Source organism: Leptospira wolffii serovar Khorat str. Khorat-H2 (genome assembly GCF_000306115.2).
GTDB lineage: Bacteria > Spirochaetota > Leptospiria > Leptospirales > Leptospiraceae > Leptospira_B > Leptospira_B wolffii.
The window spans coordinates 108,323-130,053 of record NZ_AKWX02000004.1 but is presented as its reverse complement, the minus strand read 5'-3'; the positions used below and the strand labels follow the sequence as shown (position 1 = coordinate 130,053).

General features: G+C 45.9%; 20 protein-coding genes and 1 tRNA gene. 11 read left to right on the top strand and 10 right to left on the bottom strand.

All coding sequences use genetic code 11. From position 1 onward, the window contains the following. Window positions 1-759, top strand: coding sequence for a hypothetical protein (locus LEP1GSC061_RS00630; RefSeq protein ID WP_016543880.1), 759 nt, complete (start codon window positions 1-3; stop codon window positions 757-759). A 177-nt stretch (window positions 760-936) separates the two neighbouring features. Here the strand turns inward: LEP1GSC061_RS00630 and glnA are convergent, their stop codons facing one another. Continuing rightward, on the bottom strand, window positions 937-2,358 hold the full coding sequence (glnA, locus tag LEP1GSC061_RS00625) for a type I glutamate--ammonia ligase (RefSeq protein ID WP_016543323.1): 1,422 nt from the start codon (window positions 2,356-2,358) through the stop codon (window positions 937-939). A gap of 319 nt (window positions 2,359-2,677) precedes the next feature. Between glnA and LEP1GSC061_RS00620 the strand changes: the two genes are divergently transcribed. The 3 genes from LEP1GSC061_RS00620 to LEP1GSC061_RS00610 all read left to right on the top strand — a co-directional run bounded on the left by LEP1GSC061_RS00620 (window position 2,678) and on the right by LEP1GSC061_RS00610 (window position 4,420). Further along, window positions 2,678-3,907, top strand: coding sequence for a hypothetical protein (locus LEP1GSC061_RS00620; protein ID WP_016543389.1), 1,230 nt, complete (start codon window positions 2,678-2,680; stop codon window positions 3,905-3,907). 124 nt (window positions 3,908-4,031) lie between these two features. Next, window positions 4,032-4,105, top strand: a tRNA-Met gene (locus LEP1GSC061_RS00615). Window positions 4,106-4,129: 24 nt separating this feature from the next. Then, window positions 4,130-4,420 (top strand): Cys-rich protein, encoded by a 291-nt coding sequence (locus LEP1GSC061_RS00610; protein ID WP_016543438.1) that lies wholly within the window; start codon window positions 4,130-4,132, stop codon window positions 4,418-4,420. 4 nt (window positions 4,421-4,424) lie between these two features. Here the strand turns inward: LEP1GSC061_RS00610 and thiH are convergent, their stop codons facing one another. Genes thiH through LEP1GSC061_RS00595 form a run of 3 tightly spaced genes read right to left on the bottom strand, consistent with a single transcriptional unit; the run spans window position 4,425 to window position 9,166 of the window. Then, window positions 4,425-5,570 carry a 2-iminoacetate synthase ThiH gene (gene thiH, locus LEP1GSC061_RS00605; RefSeq protein WP_016544090.1) on the bottom strand — a complete coding sequence of 382 codons (1,146 nt, stop codon included), beginning with the start codon at window positions 5,568-5,570 and terminating at the stop codon, window positions 4,425-4,427. Next, window positions 5,570-6,373, bottom strand: coding sequence for a thiazole synthase (locus tag LEP1GSC061_RS00600; RefSeq protein WP_016543558.1), 804 nt, complete (start codon window positions 6,371-6,373; stop codon window positions 5,570-5,572). Before LEP1GSC061_RS00600 ends, thiH begins: the two co-directional genes overlap by 1 nt. A gap of 9 nt (window positions 6,374-6,382) precedes the next feature. Next, entirely contained in the window at window positions 6,383-9,166 is a 2,784-nt protein-coding gene (locus LEP1GSC061_RS00595) for a chromosome segregation SMC family protein (protein ID WP_016543889.1), read from the bottom strand. A gap of 77 nt (window positions 9,167-9,243) precedes the next feature. On the opposite strand from LEP1GSC061_RS00595, the gene LEP1GSC061_RS00590 reads away from it, so the two are divergent. Then, entirely contained in the window at window positions 9,244-11,067 is a 1,824-nt protein-coding gene (locus tag LEP1GSC061_RS00590; protein ID WP_016543660.1) for a motility associated factor glycosyltransferase family protein, read from the top strand. A 5-nt stretch (window positions 11,068-11,072) separates the two neighbouring features. Beyond that, window positions 11,073-12,122 carry a serine/threonine protein kinase gene (locus LEP1GSC061_RS00585; protein WP_016543626.1) on the top strand — a complete coding sequence of 350 codons (1,050 nt, stop codon included), beginning with the start codon at window positions 11,073-11,075 and terminating at the stop codon, window positions 12,120-12,122. 26 nt (window positions 12,123-12,148) lie between these two features. On the opposite strand, the gene LEP1GSC061_RS00580 is transcribed toward LEP1GSC061_RS00585, so the two are convergent. Both LEP1GSC061_RS00580 and LEP1GSC061_RS00575 read right to left on the bottom strand, forming a co-directional pair. Next, window positions 12,149-12,961 carry a TrmH family RNA methyltransferase gene (locus tag LEP1GSC061_RS00580; RefSeq protein WP_156844468.1) on the bottom strand — a complete coding sequence of 271 codons (813 nt, stop codon included), beginning with the start codon at window positions 12,959-12,961 and terminating at the stop codon, window positions 12,149-12,151. A gap of 28 nt (window positions 12,962-12,989) precedes the next feature. After that, window positions 12,990-14,048, bottom strand: a complete 1,059-nt coding sequence (locus tag LEP1GSC061_RS00575; RefSeq protein ID WP_156844467.1) for a hypothetical protein — start codon at window positions 14,046-14,048, stop codon at window positions 12,990-12,992. A 428-nt stretch (window positions 14,049-14,476) separates the two neighbouring features. Here LEP1GSC061_RS00575 and LEP1GSC061_RS00570 point away from each other — a divergent pair, with 428 nt between their 5' ends. The 5 genes from LEP1GSC061_RS00570 (at window position 14,477) to LEP1GSC061_RS00550 (ending at window position 18,449) form a co-directional block, all read left to right on the top strand. Continuing rightward, a complete protein-coding gene (locus LEP1GSC061_RS00570; protein ID WP_040507506.1) occupies window positions 14,477-14,686 on the top strand; it encodes a hypothetical protein in 210 nt (69 codons plus the stop codon). A 234-nt stretch (window positions 14,687-14,920) separates the two neighbouring features. After that, complete coding sequence (locus LEP1GSC061_RS00565; RefSeq protein ID WP_016544153.1) at window positions 14,921-15,601, top strand: biliverdin-producing heme oxygenase; 681 nt, start codon at window positions 14,921-14,923, stop codon at window positions 15,599-15,601. A gap of 3 nt (window positions 15,602-15,604) precedes the next feature. Next, window positions 15,605-16,852, top strand: coding sequence for an MFS transporter (locus tag LEP1GSC061_RS00560; RefSeq protein ID WP_016543840.1), 1,248 nt, complete (start codon window positions 15,605-15,607; stop codon window positions 16,850-16,852). Between the two features lie 154 nt (window positions 16,853-17,006). Further along, the gene (locus tag LEP1GSC061_RS00555) at window positions 17,007-18,218 is read left to right on the top strand and encodes an EAL domain-containing protein (protein ID WP_016543900.1); all 1,212 of its coding nucleotides are present in this window, start codon (window positions 17,007-17,009) and stop codon (window positions 18,216-18,218) included. Window positions 18,219-18,230: 12 nt separating this feature from the next. Then, the gene (locus LEP1GSC061_RS00550; protein WP_016543687.1) at window positions 18,231-18,449 is read left to right on the top strand and encodes a hypothetical protein; all 219 of its coding nucleotides are present in this window, start codon (window positions 18,231-18,233) and stop codon (window positions 18,447-18,449) included. On the opposite strand, the gene LEP1GSC061_RS00545 is transcribed toward LEP1GSC061_RS00550, so the two are convergent. From LEP1GSC061_RS00545 to LEP1GSC061_RS00530, 4 genes are all read right to left on the bottom strand, one after another. Next, window positions 18,446-19,369, bottom strand: coding sequence for a DMT family transporter (locus LEP1GSC061_RS00545; protein ID WP_084680445.1), 924 nt, complete (start codon window positions 19,367-19,369; stop codon window positions 18,446-18,448). The two genes, LEP1GSC061_RS00550 and LEP1GSC061_RS00545, sit on opposite strands and share 4 nt — an antisense overlap. Before the next feature lie 203 nt (window positions 19,370-19,572). After that, on the bottom strand, window positions 19,573-19,785 hold the full coding sequence (locus LEP1GSC061_RS00540) for a hypothetical protein (RefSeq protein WP_016543439.1): 213 nt from the start codon (window positions 19,783-19,785) through the stop codon (window positions 19,573-19,575). Window positions 19,786-19,898: 113 nt separating this feature from the next. Further along, the gene (locus LEP1GSC061_RS00535) at window positions 19,899-20,948 is read right to left on the bottom strand and encodes a bile acid:sodium symporter family protein (protein WP_016543683.1); all 1,050 of its coding nucleotides are present in this window, start codon (window positions 20,946-20,948) and stop codon (window positions 19,899-19,901) included. Window positions 20,949-20,987: 39 nt separating this feature from the next. Then, a complete protein-coding gene (locus LEP1GSC061_RS00530) occupies window positions 20,988-21,674 on the bottom strand; it encodes a hypothetical protein (protein WP_016544151.1) in 687 nt (228 codons plus the stop codon). Between the last annotated feature and the right edge of the window lie 57 nt (window positions 21,675-21,731).

Genomic DNA, 21,731 nt, shown 5'->3' with positions numbered 1-21,731 from the left:
ATGCACGGAAACCTTTTTCGAAAAATCCTACTCGCCCTGTTTCTGATACAGGCGTTTCTGCATTTTCCCGGACCTTTGGAGTCCCGGCCGGTTTCCATCAGTGCGGAGACGGACATAGATTATAATTACGAATACGAGAAGAATGGTCCGTACACTAAATTCTCCGACTGGGTCCCCTACAAATTGCATAAATGGGACCCCAAGTTCCTGGAAGATTATTACGAATTATACGGTTTAAAGCTACATTACAAAGAGAATGAACTTCGAAGGAATATCTTCTTCCTCAAGGCCGGCTTAAAGAAACGCTTCCGCCACCCTCGAAACGCGCTCTGTAGAGTGACGAACGAGGAAGAATACCACAAATACAGACTCTTGGTGTTCATGCATATGAATCTGCAAATCATGCGTTCTTATATGCGTATCGCTTCCCAGTTCGACAAAAGACATTTATATTTTTATAATTTAGATTTCGCCCATGAACTAAAGCAATCCTTCGAAGTCGCGGACGGCTTTTATAAGGAAGCGGTCCCCTATTGGGAAGCGGCGAGAAAATACGCGGACGAGGCCTCGGAAATAGACTACGATCTGGACCTAGGCACCATGGAAACGGAACGTTACGAGATTATCACCGGGAAACTGGATTTCGGACAGATCATCTCCGACCATAGAAGCAGACTCACCAAGAAAAGAGAAGTAGTGGGCGAATACCTGGCTAAATATCCGGAAGCGGATAAACCGAATCTCGACCAGATTCCTTGATCCCTCGATACGATTCTCTCTTCGAGAGAATCACTCGGGACAAAGCCCTGATGCAAATTCCCCCTTATTCGTGAACAGCGCCGGATTCATCCCGAGTGTGCAAAGCACGTATCGAGGGAATAAAAAACCCCGGAGATAAATCCGGGGTTTTTCTTTTTTTCCGACTTAGACTTGCTCTTAGCAAGAGTAAGTAGTAAGGAATTCGAAAGGATGCGGACGTCCTTCCCAAGGCCAAATCTCGGTTTCGAATTTGTAAGCCTTGTAAGTTTGAATGAAATCTTCGGTGAATACATCGCCTTTCTTGAAGATTTCCTTTCCGGTAAGCATATGCTCCACAGCTTCTCTAAGAGTGTGAGGCATTTGCTGGATTCCTTTCTCGCGGATTTCGTCCAAAGAAAGCTCGAAGAGGTCTTCCTCACGAGGACCACCCGGATCGATCTTGTTCTGGATTCCGTCCAGTCCTGCCATCAACTGAGCCGCGAACGCCAGGTAAGGGTTAGCGGAAGAATCTGGGAAGCGGAACTCGACTCGTTTCGCTTTTTCGCCTTGGACGAAAGGAATGCGAGCGCAAGCCGAACGGTTCTGAGCGGAATACGCAAGAATCGCAGGAGCTTCGAATCCGGGAAGAAGTCTCTTGTAAGAGTTAGTGGAAGCGTTAGTGAAAGCAGCGATGGTTTTACCGTGCTTCAGAACCCCACCGATATAGTGAAGAGCGGTTTCGCTCAATCCTTGGTATCCGTTACCAGCAAACAGGTTTTTACCGTTTTTCCAAATGGATTGGTGGCAATGCATACCGTTTCCGTTGTCTCCATAAAGAGGCTTAGGCATGAAGGTTGCGGTCTTTCCCCATTTGTGAGCTACGTTCTTAACTACGTATTTCAGGATTTGAACGTTGTCCGCTGCTTGGATCAAGGTTCCGAATTTAACTCCGATCTCGCCTTGTCCTTGAGCTACTTCGTGGTGAACCACGAAAGTCTCCAGACCTACTTTGTGAAGAGTCTTAACGATATCCGCACGAAGGTCTACTTGGGAATCCACAGGAGCTACAGGGAAGTAACCTCCTTTGGTTCCAGGACGGTGTCCGGTGTTAACGGATCCCGGCATATCGGTATGAGAATTCCAAATACCTTCGGAAGAATCCACTTCGTAGTATTGGATATTGATCGCGTCACGAACCTTAAGGCTGTCAAAAATGAAGAACTCGTTTTCCGGTCCGAAATAAACGGTGTCGCCGATTCCGGAGGTTTCCAGATACTTAACCGCTTTTTTCGCGATAGAGCGAGGGCATTTTTCGTAAGGTTGATTTTTATAAATGTCCCAAACGTCGCAGGTAACGACCAAAGTAGGGTCTGCGGTGAACGGATCGACAAAAGTAGCGTCCAGATCGGGAATCAACTGCATGTCCGATTTGTGAATCGGCTGCCAAGCGGGAATAGAACTTCCGTCAAAAGGAAGGCCTTTGAGAGTATCTTCGGAAACGGAATCCACATGGTAAGACACGTGATGCCAAGCACCTTTGATATCTGAAAAACGGAAATCGTAGAAAAGAATATTATTCTTTTTTGCGAAAGCGATCAATTCTGCGGCAGATTTAGCCATCGAAATTTTTCTCCTATGTTTTTATGCTAAGGGTCTCTAATTTACACGCATAGAGCGTGGTCCTGCATTGAATTATGCAAAAGGCGTACCAACTTAACGATAACTTTCCTGAATCCTTCCAAATCCTTGGACAATCCATCATACGGTCCCAAGAAAGCTAATCTGCTCAGGCTAAAAATCCTTGAACCGGAGGCAATCAGGAAAAAACTCCATCCCGAGGGATTCTTAGGATTTTTGAAACCTACCCGGTGAGAAAGACAAAAACAGACCTTGCGTTAGATTAGTACACTACGCTCAAAATATAATCATGGGAGAAACCATGCAATCCATTCCGCTTTGGCCCAGGCCGAACGAGCTTTCTTTTTCTAAAGAACCGATCCAACCCGATGAATATTTTCGGTCGGTTCTTCTTTGGGCCTCCGAAAAAGGCGCAGAAGAATATACATTCCTCTCTTTAGAAGAATGGCCCGGGAAGAACGAAAGCCTAAGCGACCTAGAAATATTTTCCCTTAGGCCGGATTCTTCTCTTTCTAAAGACAGGGAAATTTCCCTTCTAGTTCCTCCCCTTCTCTTTCAAAAGACATTGGTGTTTTGGGAAGTAGCACCCAAGAGTCTTTCTCATTCTTTCTTTCATATTGCGGAAAAGATTTCCCAATTCCGTAAGCAAGCCTCCGAATTCTTCGGCTGCGATTTTTCAACCGAACCGAATTTCGTATGGAGAGAAAAACTTTCCCTGCCTTATTCCGTTCTAACCCGGGATAAACTTTGGGAGAAAAAGCACCGGGGAGAAAGGATCTCTTTGCCCCTTTCCTTATCCCAAGTCTTTTTTCTAGGGTCTCTTTTCGGGATAGAAAATATCTCCTCTTTGGAATGGGTCAGAGAAGAAGGAACCGAACTGGAAAGCGTCGTCTCCGATTTCATTCGTGTTCGCATGAAATCCAAATTCGGAAATCTATTCAGCGCCTTGGGTAAAATCTCCGAAGACGAAATCGTAAAATACGAACCCTACCCCTTCTTCTCTTTTTCTCTGCAAATCCTGATCCAAGCATGTATTTTAGCCGAAGCCTGGGACGAGCTCGTTTCTCGTTGGATCGAAGAAAGACCGAGGAGAGAAGAAGCTCCGACCAAAATTCGAGAATGGACCGCGAAAGAAACTCACGCTCATGCGGAAGAAGGCTTCGAAATTCTATTCGAAGAAAGAAGCATTCTACTCTTGGATAAATACGCCGATCGAAGCGATCGCTTTCTTTTGCAAAGATTGGAAAAAGAATACTCCGACGCTCGTAAATTTTTCGAATTAGAATCTTATAATAAAAAGAAGGAACTGGACGAGATCCGAATCCCGGAGGCCTTATCCAAAGTTTCCGCCCATTCTTCGCTTTCCTGGCCGGAAGACCTGCAATCCGTTTGGTCGGAAATCGGAGAATCCTACAAAGAAAATCTGGAAAACCTGCTTCAGGAACGAAAAAAAATCACTTCTTTAGTTCCGGAACAGGGAGGAAAAACCGCGGAAAGCTGGAACATACTCCTAACTTTTAGGTCTGAATAAGGAAATCGAGGAATCCCGGCCCGGGAGAGGTTTTGGGCCGAGCCAAAGAGAAATCTTTGACAAGGCCGAGATTCCGGAAAACATGACTCTGGAAGTCCTTAGAGGACTGTTTCCAAGGATAAACGGCGACGTAGCTCAGCTGGTTAGAGCAACGGAATCATAATCCGCAGGTCCGGGGTTCGAATCCCTGCGTCGCTAGATTCCTCGGGAGAAGACACACCTATGAAAAAAACAATCCTAATCTCTTTCTTTCTAATCGTTGCAAGTTTTATAGGCGCTTCCGGCCTCGGAGCTCAAAGCCAAGCCTGCACCCAGATCTGCGATTTCTATTCCGGTTGTGTAGAGACCAAGAAAAAGCTGAGCGCAGACGAGAAAAAGAAAGTCACCGCGGGTTGCTTGAATACTTGCCGTAAAAATTATAGCGCGGTTACCGCATGCTATGAAACTCATTCCGGCCAATGCACCGCTTTCAATAGCTGCTTGATGGATACTTACAAATCCAAAAGTAAATAAAAAACTAAGCCTTCGGGAGGGCCGATCTTGGCTCTCCCAAAAATGCCGGATCGAAATCCTTTCTTACCGGATCCAGTCCCTTACTTCTTAACATTTCTACGATTTCCGAAACGCTTCTAGAATCCTCTATTTCGAATTGTTTGAGCTCTCTTCCTCCGGAATACCCTCCCGGATCCGTCCTGGATTCCACGGACATATGAGTGATCGGCATTCCCACAAGATGGTTCCGAAGCTTTTGCGTTTCCCTAGTGGATTGCACGAGCCCCGCATCGGGAAGAAAAAGACGAAGCGCGAAAAGAAACCGGACGTATTCCCGATCCTTCACCGGAATTGTCCGATCGAATTCACCCTCCGCAGGACGCATCCTAGGAAGAGAGATTTGGATAGTCGTCCTCCAATATTTTTTGGAAAGATATTCCGCGTGCTCTCCTAGTCGGAACATTTCCCCGTAAGGATTCGAAAGACCGAGAAGAGCGCCGATTCCTATCCTGCGAAATCCCGCCATCCCTCCCCGGTCCGGCGCCTCCAAACGGTAGCGCATATTCTTCTTCATTCCGCGTAGATGATAGAGAACGTAGGTCTCCGGATCGTAGGTTTCCTGGTAAACGGCCAGTCCTTCCGTTCCGGATTGAATTAAGATTTCATAATTTTCTTTTTCCATGGGATAGATTTCCACTGAAATAGAATCGAAGTATCCTTTTAAAATTCCGATCGCCGAAACCAGATACGAAACGCTTGTCTTGGAATAATCCTCTCCCGTTAGCAAGAGTATATGTCGGATCCCCTTGGCTCTTACCGCTTTCGCTTCCGCGTGTATCTCTTCTTCGTTAAGCGTCTTACGAGGAATCTTATTCTCGAAACTGAATCCGCAATAAACGCAGGAAGATCTGCATTCGTTGGAGAGATAAAGAGGCATATAAAGGGATACCGTCTTTCCGAATCTCTTCCGAGTCCAGGAAAGCGAGAACTCCGCCATCTCCTCCAAATATGTGTCCGCCTCAGGAGAAAGAAGGGAAAGATAATTCTCGAAATCGAGAGGCCTGCCGGAAGCGGAAAGATCCAGAGCCGCTTCAATGTCCTTCTTGTTTTTGGAAAGTACCCTTTCGATCGCCTCTTTAAAAGAAAGGCGTTCAAAGACTTCCGTATACATCAACGGGTCTCTTCTTCCAGGAACCCTGTCAAGGGGCTGGAAGCTCTTGCCGTTCGGAGGGAAGCCTTTCTTCCCGCTCCGTTCTTGTAGGAGATCCTACCCGCTTCCGTCGCTAAGCGAAAAGCGTAAGCGATCTGCCCAGGATCGGAAGCGATTGCGATCGCGGTGTTCACAAGAACCGCATCCGCTCCCATCTCCATCGCATCGGCGGCATGAGAAGGTTGCCCGAGCCCGGCATCCACCACAACGGGAATATTAGATTGTTCGATTATGATTTCGAGGTTCGCCCTGGTGCGGATTCCTTGGTTCGTTCCTATAGGAGAACCTAGAGGCATAACGGTGACGCAACCGACTTCTTCCAGATGTTTACATAGAATCGGATCCGCGTTGATATAGGGAAGAATATGGAAGCCCTCTTTCACCAAAATCTCCGCGGCTTTCAGAGTTTCCACCGGATCGGGAAGAAGGTAGACCGGATCCGGAGTGACTTCCAGCTTTAACCAATCTCCTCCCCCTAGTTCCCGGGAAAGTCTCGCCAACCGGACGGCTTCTTCCGCATTTCTCGCCCCGCTCGTATTGGGTAAGAGTAGGATCTTGTCTCGATCGATCCGGGAAAGAATATCATCCTCGGAAGATTCCATATCTACGCGGCGCAATGCGACCGTGACTACCTCCGTTTCGGAGAGCCGAATCGCGTCGGCTAAGAATTGTCCGGAAGGAAACTTTCCCGTTCCCAGAAATAAGCGGGAACCGAATGTCCTTCCTCCGATGATTAAGGGATCCTGGAAATTTTTCGCTTCCATTCCAAAATTCTAAACCGCTTCGGTGACCTTGCCGGAGAAATCCCTGGCTTGGTCCAATCTAAGACTGATGATCTTAGAAATCCCAGGCTCCTCGTTCGTGACTCCGAAAATGGAGTTGGCACGATGGATGGTGGACTGGGCGTGAGTGATGACCACGAACTGGGACTTGTCCTTGAACTTATCCAGGATCTGGCAAAAGCGAAGCTTATTTGCCTCGTCCAGAGCCGCATCGATCTCGTCCAGAAAGCAGAAAGGAGAAGGTTTCACCATATAAATCGCGAATAATAGAGCGATTGCAGTTAAGGATTTTTCTCCTCCGGAGAGTAGCCTTAGGTTCTGCACATGCTTGCCGGGAGGTTCCGCCATGATCTCAATGCCCGCGTTCAAACTATCTTCCGCATCCACGAGTTCTAAAAGCGCTCTACCCCCGTTGAATAAGGTGGAGAAGGTTTCCTGGAAATTCTCCCGGATCTTTTCGAAGGTCTCCCGGAAAAGCTTTTCGGATTCCTCGTTGATGTTCTTTAGAATCTCCGCGATATCGTTTTTGGACTTTTCGATATCCTCTTTTTGGGTCCTATGGTGCTCGTAAATTTCCTTAACGTTACGATATTCTTCGATGGAGAGAGGATTGATGGAACCGAGTAGTTGGATCTCGGATTTCAATCGTTTCAGTTTGCTTTCGCTTTCTCCCTTCTCTACTTTCCTGTCCTTGAATTCGTCGGACAATTCCTGTTCGGAGATGGAATAATCGTTATAGAGTTCTTCGGAGAAGGATTCCAATTGCACCTTGAAGACGGAAACGGCCTTTTCTTTTTCGGTGAGAATGGGGAACAGATTCTTATAATCTTCCTGGTTTCTTTGGATCTCGTTTTTGAGTCCTTGGATTTCCTTTACGATATTGCGCAGTGCTTCCTTTTCCGAATCCAAAGCGCGGCTCATTTCCAAGAATTCGTTGTAACGATTCTCGATTTGCTGCTCTAACTCCGCGACTTCCTTTTCGAACTCCGATTTTTTGGAGTTATGATTCTTCTCGGACTCTTGGGCCGTAAGAATTCTTTTTCTGGCTTCTTCTATTCTTTCCGATAGGGACTTGGCTCCCTCCACCTTGGAATTTCGTTCGGAATTCAATTCCAGGATTCGTTTTTCTAAGAATACGATTTTTTCCCGGATACTTTCCACCTCTTCCCTAAGGGTTTCGATGGTGATTCCGGATTCTTTGATGGAGCGGGTATGATTCTCATTTTCCAGAATCAAGTCCTCTATCTCCTGATCCAAGCCTTCCTTCTGAGAAAGGAAGCCGTCCCGATCGAATAGCATGCTTCGGATACTGTCCTCTAAGGAGAAATATTCTCCCAAACGGGCGCGGAAAGGTTCCGTTTGCAGAGATTCGACAAGAACCGAGGCCTGGTTTGCATTTTCCTCGTGATAGGACCCGCTTAAAGTTTTTCGGAGTTCCTCACTCACGGAATGGATACGGTCCGCTTCGGAAAGTAGCACGTCCTTTAAACGATTTCTCTCCTCTTCGGTGGCGAGAGCCTCCTTTTTACGGGACTCCAATTGGCTGATAAGATCGTAGATGACTTCTTTAAGTCTATCCCGGAGTTCCACATGACGTTTGTCGTTGGATTGGATCCGTATTTCTTTTTCCTGGATGGAGGTATTTTCCCCTTCGATCTTTGCCTCTAGAAGAATTTTATTTTTTCTTAATTCTTCTATCCCGACTTCCAGGCTCTTGATTTCTCCCTCTAGATCGATCGCTTCTTTTTCCAGCTTTTCTTTTTCGATCTGCAGGATGCTCTGGGAGGATTCCTCTTTGGAAAGAGTCTCTCGGATCTCGGCGATCCGATCCACATAATCCTGGATAATGCCCTTATTGCTTTCGACCTTGTCTTTTTGGATCTGAGTCTGAGTCAGGTGGTCCAGGAGTTTTTTGTCGATCTCCGCCACCTTCTTCTCTAATTCGGATTTTTGAGAATCCAGGAGCTCGATCCTTCCCGTCTCGGAGGAGATTCTCTCCAAGAGAACACGGTTCTTCTCCTTGATCTCTTTCAGTTCGTTCTCGGAATTGGAATGTTTACGGGTAAGAGTATCGAATTTCAGAAAACGGATCACCTTATCGGTCTCGTCCAATTCCTGCTTCAATCGGAAATATTCCTCCGCTTTTTCCGCTTGCTTCTCCTTGACCTCCATTTCTTTCTTCATGGTATTCATGATGTCTTGGATGCGAAGAAGGTTCTGGTTGGTGTCGGAAAGTTTCTTTAAGGCTTCCTGCCTTTCCATCTTGAAGCGGGAAATTCCGGCGGCTTCTTCGAAGATCAGCCTCCTTTCCTCTGGCTTGGAGTGAAGAATACGATCCACCTTACCTTGCTCCATAATGGAGTAACTGGATTTACCGATACCGGTATCTAGTAGAATCTTTTCGATTTCCTTTCTTTGTACTCTGGAATCGTTGATTAGATATTCGTTATTTCCGTCCGCGTACAATCTGCGGGTCAATTTGATGGTGGGATAATCCATCTTAATGAGTTTGGAAGAATTATCGAAGACCACGCTGACTTCGGCGTAGCCCGCGGGCTTGCGAGCTTCGGAACCGTGGAAGATGACATCATCCATCTTGTCCCCGCGGAGTCCCTTGGCGGATTTTTCTCCGAAGACCCATTTTAATGCGTCGACTATATTCGATTTACCGGAACCATTAGGTCCTACGACTGCGGTAAATCCCGGATCGAGAATGACTTCCGTCTCGTCCGCGAAGGTCTTGAATCCAACAATATTCAGGCTTTTCAGATACATATGGTTTTTTGTGTTTCTATGGGAAATTGATTGCAAGTGACCAGAATCGGGCAGACTCTGGAATGCCTAGGAGTATTATGTCTCACGATCTCCCGGAAAAAACAAGAGAAATATTCGGGAAAAAACCCTACCTCCGTCTATATTTCCAGGAAGCCCCTGCGGATCCTTCCCGCTTTCGCTTAGAGGCGGCAAAGAATCCGAAAGAATTTTTTCTTTCTAGAGACGGACGTGCTTTGGCAAGTTCCGTAGCGCCTTTCACTCAAGCAAAAAGGCAAACCGATTCTGTTTCCATCCAATCCACGGATTTAGTGGCGATACTAGGCCTCGGGAACCCTCATCTCATCCGAGAAGTACATTCCAAATTGGAACCGGGGCAGATCCTACTTCTCATCGACCGGGAAAAAGATCTTCTATTTCCACTTTGGAACGAGTGGCTCGAGCCTGTTATGGAAATTCCGGGAAGGCATTTGTTCTTAGGAGAATCTTCTCTCCCTCTTCTTTGGAATTATATAGAATCCCTACCCGTGGAAAGAGTTTCCGGAATCAGAGTGTTGCGAAATGCCGCAAGCATTTCCACGGACGAAGTATTCTACGCCGAGATAGATATACGTTTGAAAAAGATTCTGTCCTCTAAAATGAGCGATCTACTCACCAAATTCGAATTCGAAAGAATCTGGGTAAAAAATTCCTTAGTGAATACCGCAAATTATCTTTCTTCCTTCAATCCCAGGACGAGAATCGAATCCTTAAAAGGAAAATTCGAAGGGGTTCCTTCTCTTCTCGTTTCGGCGGGACCGAACCTCAGACGACAATGCGAATGGATCCGGTCCGTACAAAATAAAGTTTTCATAATGTCCTGCGACACTTCCCTAAAAGTATTGCTAAAACACGGAATCGTTCCGGACGGAGTCATGACTCTGGACGCCCAAACCCATTCCGTATTCCATTTTTTAGGAGAGGATACCTCCGAAATTCCTCTTTTTGCGGACTTAGTTAGCTCTCCTCCCATATTAAGAAATTTGAAATTTAAATCCGTGGTGCATAGTCTTACCGCAAAGTATCTTGTGGACGCATCCGGAGAATTGAAGCGGGAGGCGACTGCGGGAAGCCGTAGCGCGGAGACATTACTAGGGCCCATCGGGGACGTGCAATCGGGAGGAAGCGTCGCCACGACTGCATTCGATCTTTTGCGGGGATTAGGCTGCAAACCTTGCTTTTTAGTCGGACAGGATCTGGCCTATTCGGGTAGGGAGATCCATTCTACTGGAACCCACCATAACGAGAAATGGCTGACTCTTCTAAACCGTAGGACTAGTTTGGAAAAGATCAACGAAAGTATCGTCCGAAAAAGGGACACCCGATACGTGCCTGCCGTCACAGGATCCGAAGTGCTTACCGATTACGTTCTGGATTTATATCGCCATTGGTTCGAAGAATCCGCTAATTCCTTGGATTTTCCGGTGTATAACGTGAACACCCAAGGCGCAAAAATAGAGAATGTGAAGAATATTGGACCGGAAGAAGCGAGTCGGATTCTATCCGGCTTTCCGGACCATGGCAGCTTTTGGAAAGAATTCCCAGCCTGGACACCTGAAAATCTGCAGGAGACTCTTGTAGGATCTCCTACCAAATTTAAGAAAGAGTTACTGGACACTCTGGATAGAATCCATTCCGAGTTCGCAAAACCTGAGAGAAAAGAGAATAGTTACGCGGATCTTTTGGAACTCTTTAGAAAAGAGCTGGGGAATTGGGAAGACCTACGCTATTTGATTCGAAAAACGGAAGTTTACATTCTTCGACATAAGGACAAATTGGACGAGCCTCGCAAGGTGCAATTATTCTTAGGAGCAATCTTAAAGGAATTTTCCAGCTTGAGAAGAAAACTTCTGGTAGGAGACTAGCTGCCATGGAGATCCCCGGAAAAGAATTCTATAATCGATTGGATATAGATTCCGTCCTGACAGCGGTGGAAGACGCGGGCTTTCCCGTTTCCGGTCATTGTCTGGCACTAAACAGCCTGGAAAATCGCGTTTACGATGTGGGACTGGAAGAAGGCGGACGGATTATCGTAAAATTCTACAGACCGGGACGTTGGACTCTGGACCAAATATTAGAAGAACATGGTTTTCTAAAAGAGTTGGAGGATTCCGAGATCCCCGTAATCGCTCCTTTACAGTTGGAAAACGGGGTCACGGTCCGGGAAACTAAGGGAATCTATTATACCTTATGGCCCTTGCAGAAGGGAAGACTCGTAGAAGAACTTAGCCAAGAGAACCTTCCCATTCTGGGAAGGTTACTAGCCAGAATCCATAATATAGGAGAATCCAAACCGTCCGCGCATCGCTTAAATCTGGATATCCGCAATTTCGGAGAGATTCCCCTCCAATTTCTGAAAGAGAAGGAGTTCCTTCCCAAATTTCTACATTCCAGATACGAAGCCGCAGCGAGAAGAATCTTCCAGACCTATTCCGAAATCTCCTGCAACGTCCCGGTGCATAGGATACACGGAGATTGCCATAAGGGAAACCTTATACTGACCGCAAACGGATTCTGTTTCATAGACTTCGACGATTTCGTGACCGGACCGGCCATCCAGGATCTTTGGATGCTTTTGCCGTTTGGAGACAAAAGAGCGGATTATGAAAGGCAACTTTTTCTGGAAGGATATAGGGAGTTTCGGGAATTCTCTGACTCCTGGTTCGATCTTGTAGAACCTTTAAGAGGGCTAAGATACATTCATTATTCCGCATGGATTGCAAAACGATGGGAGGATCCCTCTTTTCCAAACGCATTCCCTCATTTCGGGACGGACGAGTACTGGGAAAAAGAAACGAACGACCTGGAAAGACTGGCTTACGATCTTCCGGAAACCAGGGAAGAAAAAGAATCCGACACAAGCTTCGCCCGGGAAGAAGAACTTACGAATAAGGACTTTTTCTGGGATATGGAGGACTAAGGTTCTTCGGCGCCACCCGATTCCCCTTAAGTCCGGCTATTCCGAAAAACGTCCCACATAAAAATCGAAGCGGCAGAGGCCACATTCAAAGAATTCACGTTTCCGTCCAAAGGAATGGAAACGATTTCGTCGCATAAGGATTGTAACTTCACGCTCATACCCTTGGCCTCGTTACCGAGTATCATACAAATCGGCCTCTGCAATTTCGTTTCGGAAAGAGAAACAGAACCTTTCGAATCCGTACCGATCACTCGTAAAGAAATCCTGGATTTCTCCTCCGAAAGAAATTTTTGTAGGATCTCGAAGGATTCCAAGGAAACGATCTTCTGATGAAATACGCTACCCAAACTGGATCTTAATACTTTCGGTTCGTAAATATCGATCCCATGACCCATTACGAAAATTGCATCCACTCGGAAAGCGTCAGCCGACCTAAGAAAGGATCCGAAATTTCCCGTATCGCTCGGTCTATCGAATAGAACGTAAAAAGGATTTGCAGGAAGAACCAAATCCTCCAGCGCAAGAGAAGAATGAAACGCGGTGACGACGAGTTCCGAAGGCTCGGATTTATCGCAAAGCTCATTGTACAACTCAGGCGCCATTTCTATGATTTTTGCGTTTTTGTGCGACTCGATCAGGTCCTTGGCCCAATTCGAAATATTCTCCCTATCCTTAACGATGATTCTGGTGATTTTTCGATCGGTTCGTATAAGTTGTTTGATGACCTCGATTCCTTCCACGAAGATTTCATGGGATTGGCTTCTCTTGACGCGATTCTCTTTCAAGGCCTGGATTACCTGAAACTCCGCGTTTTTCTTGGTGATCTTTAAGAAGGGCATATACATTTACGAAAGAGATGAGGGAAAACTAACACCCAGTCCAATATCTTTTCCCCAAAGGTAGTAGCAGGTCTTTTTCGAGTAGAAAGAATTTCATAATAAACGATTCTCCTTGGGAATTTTCATCGCTCAACCAAAGTTCAGGAACACCGTCCCCGTCTATATCGGTCAGACGACTAAAAAAAAGAGCCTTGGTTTCCGAACCTTGATCGAAATGATAAAATATCACCTTCTCGATTCCTTTCTCTATCGACACGATTAGGAATAAGGACTGAACGCCGGGACCGGTCCTATTCTCCAAGGTCACAAAGAGATACGTTTTATTCGGAAGTTTCCAGATAGCCGTATGGCAATGGTCGCTCTCGCATTTCCAAGGACGCAAATCGTCATTTCGTCTTATTTCCTCGATCTTCGAATACGGTCTCAATTCTTCCGCAATTTTGAGAATCCGATCGATGAGTAATTCGTCCTTAATCGAAAATTGCAATTCGCCGGTTATCAGCTTAGGTTGGATGTCGCCTTTATATACGATGTCCTTAAGGCGGATCTCTTCCGGAGGAATTTCCGATTTAGCACGGTATTTATACCCGAACCAACAGCCCAGATTTCCGTCATCCTTTTCGCCCAATCGTCTAGCTTTCGCTATGTCTAAAACGGCATTCCTAGATTCTGAAAAGTATTTGAGCTTCTCCTTGGAGCCTACGGAAAATTGCCTGTATTTTTTCTTTTCCCAATGGCCGAAAGAATAGATCTCCCCTTTTTGGAGGAAAAATTCCAGCGTCAATCCCAGATTCTCCCCCGGATGCGCCGATTCTGAACTTCCATCATCGAAAACTCTTCCCGGAGAATAAATTTCTCCGATTCCTTCGTTTGATTGTAACCTTGCTCCGATCGATTCTCTCCGAATCCAGGATTCTTTTCCGAACTCATCCTGTACTAAAATCCAACCGAAAAGATTTCTACGTGGATCCGTGAAAGATTCTATAATTTTAATTTTTTGATCTTTATGAAAATGGGAAACGACGGGAGCTTTGGGGTCCGGAGTCTCGAAGCCGTTTCCTTCCTTACCGGAATAAAAGGTAGTCAAAGAAGAAAACTGTTTCTTGCGAATTTCTTCGGGGGTTTCCTTTTTGTTAGAACTACAATGGAATATTCCTTGGGAAATTAGAACTAAATAGAACGTCGAAAGAAACATTCGCATCGTAAAGGAACCTCTAATTCAAATTATTCGAAATTCCCGGAGGAAGGACAGAAAAAATAAGATCCCAAAGATAGTCATCCAACGGTCTCGCCAGGAGAGCTATTCGAAGCTTCCACAATAGAACCTTCGCTAGAAGGAATACGAAAATTCCGCAAAAAATAGCGGAACTTTCATCTACCCGCACGATTTTCAGATCCCTTGCACAGGAGACCGTTTAGTAGAAGTCCTTTTTGTCCCTCTTCCGCAAATTTTCGAAACGAAGCATCCGATTTCTCCGGACTTCCGAGTAAGTCCGTCAACCGAAACAGACCTCCATGTCTGCAACCTCCCAAATCGGTTCCTTACATTTACATTCACGACCAGAATCGTCGGTAATTCTCTCGTCTTGTCCGGAAAACAGAGGCAAAGGAAAGGCCTCCCTTGTATCCATCCGTTCCTTGGTAAAAGTAGGTAGCGTATTCTCCCTTCTTCTACTCCGAAACGGTTTTAGCGGAAACGAAGCTATTCGAGATGAAAACGAATAAAATTAGGAAGGAGAGGCGGATAGCATTCTTCGCACGAAGATGCAGATAAAGTCTGCCGGACCATCAGTCAAACCCGTTTTACTCTCCTTAAGAAGCCTAGAAGGTACTACACGGAAACCAAAACAAAGCTCGATTCCAGAAAGATCGTTGCCGAATTCCGGCTTTTTTATTTTTTGAGATTGACTCTCAGTCCTAGAATACAAGATTTGTCACAGTATTGTCAGGAGAAACCAGATGAGCCTAGCCCAATTACTGAGAGACGGAACTTCCGGCTCCCATACCGCCGCAGAAAATTCCGCCTTCATTCGATGCTTCATGAAAGGGGTATTGGAACCCAAAAGTTACGCGAAGCATTTAGAGTCCTTTTATTTCGTATATTCCGCTTTGGAAGAAGAACTCGAGAAAAAGAAAAACGATGCCATCCTTGGAAAAATCTATTTCCCGGAACTGAATAGAAAGAAGCAGATCGAGAAGGATCTGGCGCATTTCTTTTCAGCAGGACATGTTCCAGTGCAAAGTCCCGCAGCTAAAGCGTATGCAGATCGAATCCGGAGTATTGCAAATTCGCAAGCTCCTCTTCTCGTCGCTCATAGTTACGTGCGATATCTGGGAGATCTTTCCGGAGGACAAATACTAAAGAGAGTGGCCGCAAAAGCTTTAGGGATAGAAGGCACTGTGGGTCTGGACTTTTACGAATTTCCTGAGATCACAAGCGCCAAGGACTTCAAAGACAAATATAGAAAAGCTCTAGACGAACTTCCTCTTTCCGATTCCGAAAGGAATGCAATCGTAGAAGAAGCCAATACAGTTTTCGAATTGAACCAAAAGGTCTTTGACGAACTGGAAGATGTACTGGTGTCCTCCATAGGAAAGGATAGATTTGACGAAGTATTAGCGAGCCCCGCTAGGAGCTAAGATTTGTCGAAAAGCTTAGAATTAAGTCGGGAGGTCGGCCCTAAGGATTCGACCTCTTTTCCCTGGATCACACTGACCCTGATTTTTTTGGCCATGCTGCCGGTCACAATGATCGTCCCAGTATATAAAGAAATCGTAAAGGATAGATTCGGCGGAAGCGGTTACGGAGTGGCTTGGTTCCAAAGTTCGGCAATGCTCGGATCCTTTTTATTTTCCCCTTTGGCGGGCTGGATCTCGGATAGACTCGGCGTTAGAAGGACATTGATCGCCGCCTTTTCCTTAGTCGATGCGATTCTTCTCGTATTGCTTCCCTTTATGCCCGACCAAGCCTCCCTTTTCTTCCTTCGATTCTTGGAAGGAGGCGCTCATATTTTCGTGATCGGACTCCTACTGGCATCTATCTCCGATCGAGAAAAGGATCCTGAAAATCGATTTTATAATAAGGGAATTCTCTTCGGGCTTGCCGGGACCTTACTCACATTAGGCGGAGGGATCGGTCAGAGTCTGGGATTTTTAGGGAATTCGAATCCTCTCCTTCCTTTTTTTGTCGGAGGGGGAATATTGGTATTACTCGGAATAGTCTCCTTTTTATTTTTGCGGGATTCTCGCATTTACAAGTCGGAAAAAATATACGCGGAGAATGCGAAGGCTCTTCTCAAATTCTCACCGCTACTTCTCGTTCCCATCCTATTCCATTTCGTAGACCGATTCACAGTGGGATATTTCTTAAGCTCCTTGAACCTTCATCTCAGAGAGGATCTGGGTTTTACTCCCGGAAAAGTAGGGAGTCTATTCGGGACAATGTTTCTACTCATGAGTCTGCTCTCCCTACCGGCAGCCGTACTTTCCAAGCGTTGGAATTCCATCGGTCTAGTTTGGATCGGCTCTTTCATTTACGGAATCGCTCAGGCAAGCACAGGTTTCTTGGAAAGCACGAGCGCACTCACTCTTTCCATGGTAGCCTGCGGAATCGGAGCGGGAATCATGTATGTCCCTGCAATGAGACTCGCTTCTTCCTTATCTCCTCCCAGAATGAATGCGACGACTATGACCGTATTTACCGGGCTCGGCTCCTTCGGATTTCTACTCGGCCCCATTCTATCTATCAGCCTGGAAAACGCTTTGGCAGAAAATATCGGTAAGCCTTACTCAATTGCTTGGACAGGGATTGTATTCGGGGGTCTGGAAATTTTACTCGTTCTACTTACCTTTCCGCTCTTTCGGAAGATCCGCTCTGCGGAAAATTCCTAATTTTGCTTTCTGCCTTTACCTTTTAAGGCAGCAAATCTTGAACTCGTTTAATATAATCAAACAAAGAAGAATAAAACCTGCATCCTTCGCGTAAAAACAAAGACCAAGAAGGATACCGCTTGCTATAGCGATACAATCATCCAATATAGCAGAAATGATCCTACAGGCTTCCTACACGGAAATCCAGCCATTCTTCCAACCGATTCTCTCGGTGGAAGACGGAGGCATATTCGCACACGAAGTATTGGCGAGAAAAAGAAACGGAGATGCTTGGGAATCTGCAGGCCATCTATTCTCCTCAGAATCCGGCCTGTCCGACTCCGAATTAGGCGACCTGGAGGAAAGACTTTGGACCATCGCATTAAAGAAACTGAAAGTTCATCCGGACCAATCCAAGATATTCCTAAACGTATCTCCGAATCGCCTTTACCGAGAGTTGGAGAACGAAAGAATCGATTCATTTCGATTACTCCGTTTAGCCAGAGAACATGGAGTGGATCCCGACAGAATCATATTGGAAGTCACCGAGGAGGAATTTTCGGGTAGTCTCGATTCTCTTCGAATCGCCGTGGATTTACTGAGAGCTTACGGATTTAGGATCGCGTTAGACGATTTAGGCTCGGAAGCTTCCGGTATAGAAAGAGTAGGACTGTTACGTCCCGACTTTCTGAAGATGGATCTACGTCTCATACGAGCCTCCGCCAAGTCTCCTTCCGTTCGAAAAGTGATGGAGCATATAAGAGATTTGGCTTTTTCCTTAGGAGCCTCCGTCCTGTACGAGGGTTTGGAAACACAGGAAGAACTCTATTTCGCCCTGGAAGGCGGAGCGAGATTCCTACAGGGCTTCCTTCTTCTTCGTCCCGGTCCGGAACTGGCAAACGGTAAGGAACCTTCTCTTTCCATTAAGAAAATGGTGAATTTCTTTCATGAGAAAAAGACGGAGCAGATGAGAAGGGAACTTTCCTTCGAGAGGAACATTCGACTCACTCTGAAGGAATTATTGGATCCTTTTCCCGTGCTGAGGATCGCGAATCGGTATCTGATAGATGCCTATACCGTATTTCGAACTTCTCCCGAAATCCATCGCGCTTATATTACCGATTCCAAAGGAACCCAACTTTCCCCTTATTATATGAGAACGGGAGAAGAATCCTTCCGAGAGACCAGTCATGGAATCGGAAAGAATTGGTCTTACCTCCCCTATTTCTATAAGCAATTGCAGGATTCTCTGAGAAGGCCGGAGGACTGGGGGATGAGCGACCGCTACTTCGATCGTGATGCGGTGAAAGACCTGATCGTATTCAGCAGGGAGGTGGAACCAGGCGCCTACGTTTTTTTAGACGTGACCGCACCGAGACTGTACTGAAACCTATAAAAGATGAATGTTTCGGATTCCATTCTCCAAGACATCTACCATGCCTGCCAAAAACAGGAATTCGTTACCATGCGCGATCTGGAATTTCGGACATCCTTCGGAGAGCGTAAACTTCGCCCTTATTTGGAGGACCTGAAGGAAGCGGGGATGGTCCTTGAACATCCGGAAGGATTCCAAATAGCGCCTAAGGGCGATATCTATTACAAATCAAACTGGGGTTAAACGGGAGAATCCGCTCCTTCTACTCCATTCTTCTTAGATCCTCCCCGATTCAGTAAAAATACGGAGAATACTGCAAGACTTCCTCCTATCCAAGTACTCGCTCCGGGAATCTCTCCTAAAAAGATCCAACTCCCGAAAAGAGCCGTTACCGGCACGAGAAAGATAAACGAGCTGGCCGTCCTGGAACCCAAACGGCTGGAAGCGTAAAAATAAACCGTAGTTCCGAAAGTAGTAGATATTACGGAAAGATAAAGTATCTGCAACCAGAAGTCGGTTCCGTTATCCAAGGCTCCCGTCACGTCGTATTGTAATGCGGCGACAAAATCGATCGCGGCTCCCACCGAGAACACGTAAAAACTGTAAACCATGGGAGAGATTTTTTGGCCGGTGCTATGACTATTCATGCTTAGAATAGCCCAGCTAAAGGCGCATAGTAGAAAGAATACGTTTCCGGATTGAAAAAGCTGGGACCAATCTCCTTCCCAAATTTTCAGAAGTACGAGTCCTCCTACGAGTCCGATTCCCAATCCCAGAAATTCCTTCAGAGTGGGAATTTTTCTCTGCAAGGAATGCACGAGTACATAAGTCAGAATCGGATTCATGGTGGTCACAAGAACTCCGCCTGCTCCCGCTAACCCTTGGGATAAACCCAAAAGGAAGAAATGATTGTAAATCGTGTAAAGAATTCCTCCCAAAATCACTTGGAAGTATGCCTTGCGATCCGGAAGTTTGAGAGAATCTTTTCTCCACCAGATAACGGGCAAAAGGGAAAGAGCGGTCGCCAAGAACCTCCAGAAAATGATAACGATGGGATGTTCCATACCTACGATGGACTTCGCGGAAGGCCAGGCAAATCCCCAGCTGATCATAGCGACTACAAGAAGAAGAACGAACTTTGCGGAAGAATCCAAGCTTTTCAGAATCGGGCCTCTAAAACCAGATTTTGCCCGGGCCGACCGGCAGCAAATCGAATTTGGATTTCGCTCGTTTTCCGTGCTTTTTCGTTTCTTCGACTCATATATTATGTTTTAATAATATTTAAGATCGGGGATAAAAAAAGCCCGACCTACTCGGTCGAGCTTTTGCTTTTGCCCTTTTTGGCAAGATTGAAAAAGATAAAAGATTAAACGTTTAGATCGATCAAATAACCTCTACGAGTCATTTGGTCGTCCGTATTTACTCCCACTTTCGCCAGATTTTTAGGTCCGGACACTACGGACTCCATATTGCTGAGAGGGTGTAGACGGTCCGGCATATTGCGGATCGTGAACTCGGATTGGGAAAACTGTCTGGCAGCTCGGTTATTGCTTCCTGCCGCGTTAATTTCTTGTAACATGCTGCGAATTTCCTCTTTTAACAAAATCCTATTCCCTAAGGGAGTTTTGTAAAGCTGGAAATTTCATGCTTTTTCAAGCTTTACTGGGGCTCGCATCGCCGAAATTCATCGCGTCATAATTCTTCTCTTCCAAAAGATAACTTTCGATCCACATATCCCGCCACCAAATGCTGGACCAAATTATAAAAGATAATCGGCAACATCACCGAAGGATGACCCGCCAAACTTAGGGAAGCAAGTACCAATCCGGTCCCGTTATTATTCATCCCTAAACCGAATACGATGGAGGACCGATCGGAATCGCGTGCTTTCACAAATTTGGAAATCGCAAAACCTACGAAGAAAGAAAAAGAACATAATGCTCCTGTAATCAGAAAAATAACGAAAAGAAAATCCCAGTCCGGATTTCGAAAAACCTGAGGCAATACCACGGACGCATTGGAATAATTGAGTACGAGTAAATTTACGAGGTTCGTTTCCTTAATCGGCTTTTTAACCGTTTCCAACGACTTTTCCGGTATTAGGAAATGCAATCCCAAGCCGAGAATCGTAGGCAATAGAACCGAAAGTAATAGGAAAAGACCCGCGCCCTTATCCGCAATCTCATGAAGATTCTCCGAATAATCTCCCGTGGTGATGAAGCCTACGGAGTGCAATCCGATCGGAGTAGTGATCGGACTTAAGATGGTGGAGAAGACCACGAGTCCCAAACTTAAAGCAAGATTTCCGTTGGATTTCTGAGACCATGCGGTAGAGGATGCAGCGATCGGCATGGATGCAATCAAAGCCAATCCTACGAGAATGTTCTGTACCTCGTCGGGATTATGCCAAAAGACCATTAAAATGGAAACCGCGTAGGTAAACAAGATCGGAATGGAAAGGTTTGCGAATAACCCTAAGAATAAGAGTCGCGGCTTTCTCAATAGCCCGATTAATTCGGAGGTTCTAGTTCCGAGTCCCGCATTCAGGAGTAACAGAGATAAAAGAACGAGGGACAGAGAGATCTTGATCCGCCCTCCCAAAAGCGAGAAGGTTCCGAAATCCATGTCTCGGATCCAAATTCCGAACTGAGGCAACACTCCGCCAAGTAGATAGGACAAAATTACAAAGTAAAAAAAGCGCTTATGCAAAAAAGAGAAAAGCGGTTCTAAGCGATCGAACATCTCCGTGGTTAGACCGAAGAAAACGGAAAGTGATCCGAATTAAAGTGCTTCTCCTTCCCATCTAGGATAAGCGATATCCTCTTCGTCTTCCGGTTCCTGGGAGACTACCACGTCCTCGAGTAGAGTGAAGCCTGTCGGCTCCTGTATGAATTCCGGAAAATATTCGAAGAATAATTTGGCGGCTACGATACGTTTAGCGGCAGGATAATGTTGTTTGAACGTATCCGAAAAATCCAACTCGGGGAGTTGGTGAAATTGGATGCGATCCTCGAAATTGATGAAATCCTGTTTGGTAATCCCCATGTCTCGGGAAACGATCTCGTCTTTCAGAAGAATCCAATCCAATTTGAAACGCATCCTATACCCTTGGAATGCGGAAGACCTTTGCATTAGATTTACGATCCGCATCAAAGGATACTCCAGATTGAAATAAGGAGTCAGATAAATCATCAAATAGCGTTGGCTAAATCCTTGCGCCTCCCAAACGATCCGACGGGTTCTGTCTTTTTCCGCATCCTGACGTAGGTCCTCCAACATGGAGTGGAGTTCCGGCGCATTCTTTCGCTCCGTATAGAATTCCTGGACGGTGATCTCGCCGAATTCTCCGTAATACAACCATTTATAAAGATCCTGGATTTCGACCAACGGATGGGCAGCGAGAAAACGATCCAGACTGGCGATCTTTTCTTCTCTAGTTCTATTCTCGTCGATTTCCTTATGGATCATGGTCGGGCCAACGAACAGATCTTAAGAAAAGTACACTTGGAATTCAACCTTAAAATG

Coding starts and splice junctions, on each gene's coding strand:
- LEP1GSC061_RS00630 (WP_016543880.1), top strand. CDS start 1: ATGCACGGAAACCTTTTTCGAAAAATCCTACTCGCCCTGTTTCTGATA.
- glnA (WP_016543323.1), bottom strand. CDS start 2,358: ATGGCTAAATCTGCCGCAGAATTGATCGCTTTCGCAAAAAAGAATAAT.
- LEP1GSC061_RS00620 (WP_016543389.1), top strand. CDS start 2,678: ATGCAATCCATTCCGCTTTGGCCCAGGCCGAACGAGCTTTCTTTTTCT.
- LEP1GSC061_RS00610 (WP_016543438.1), top strand. CDS start 4,130: ATGAAAAAAACAATCCTAATCTCTTTCTTTCTAATCGTTGCAAGTTTT.
- thiH (WP_016544090.1), bottom strand. CDS start 5,570: ATGTATACGGAAGTCTTTGAACGCCTTTCTTTTAAAGAGGCGATCGAA.
- LEP1GSC061_RS00600 (WP_016543558.1), bottom strand. CDS start 6,373: ATGGAAGCGAAAAATTTCCAGGATCCCTTAATCATCGGAGGAAGGACA.
- LEP1GSC061_RS00595 (WP_016543889.1), bottom strand. CDS start 9,166: ATGTATCTGAAAAGCCTGAATATTGTTGGATTCAAGACCTTCGCGGAC.
- LEP1GSC061_RS00590 (WP_016543660.1), top strand. CDS start 9,244: ATGTCTCACGATCTCCCGGAAAAAACAAGAGAAATATTCGGGAAAAAA.
- LEP1GSC061_RS00585 (WP_016543626.1), top strand. CDS start 11,073: ATGGAGATCCCCGGAAAAGAATTCTATAATCGATTGGATATAGATTCC.
- LEP1GSC061_RS00580 (WP_156844468.1), bottom strand. CDS start 12,961: ATGCCCTTCTTAAAGATCACCAAGAAAAACGCGGAGTTTCAGGTAATC.
- LEP1GSC061_RS00570 (WP_040507506.1), top strand. CDS start 14,477: ATGTCTGCAACCTCCCAAATCGGTTCCTTACATTTACATTCACGACCA.
- LEP1GSC061_RS00565 (WP_016544153.1), top strand. CDS start 14,921: ATGAGCCTAGCCCAATTACTGAGAGACGGAACTTCCGGCTCCCATACC.
- LEP1GSC061_RS00555 (WP_016543900.1), top strand. CDS start 17,007: ATGATCCTACAGGCTTCCTACACGGAAATCCAGCCATTCTTCCAACCG.
- LEP1GSC061_RS00550 (WP_016543687.1), top strand. CDS start 18,231: ATGAATGTTTCGGATTCCATTCTCCAAGACATCTACCATGCCTGCCAA.
- LEP1GSC061_RS00540 (WP_016543439.1), bottom strand. CDS start 19,785: ATGTTACAAGAAATTAACGCGGCAGGAAGCAATAACCGAGCTGCCAGA.
- LEP1GSC061_RS00535 (WP_016543683.1), bottom strand. CDS start 20,948: ATGTTCGATCGCTTAGAACCGCTTTTCTCTTTTTTGCATAAGCGCTTT.
- LEP1GSC061_RS00530 (WP_016544151.1), bottom strand. CDS start 21,674: ATGATCCATAAGGAAATCGACGAGAATAGAACTAGAGAAGAAAAGATC.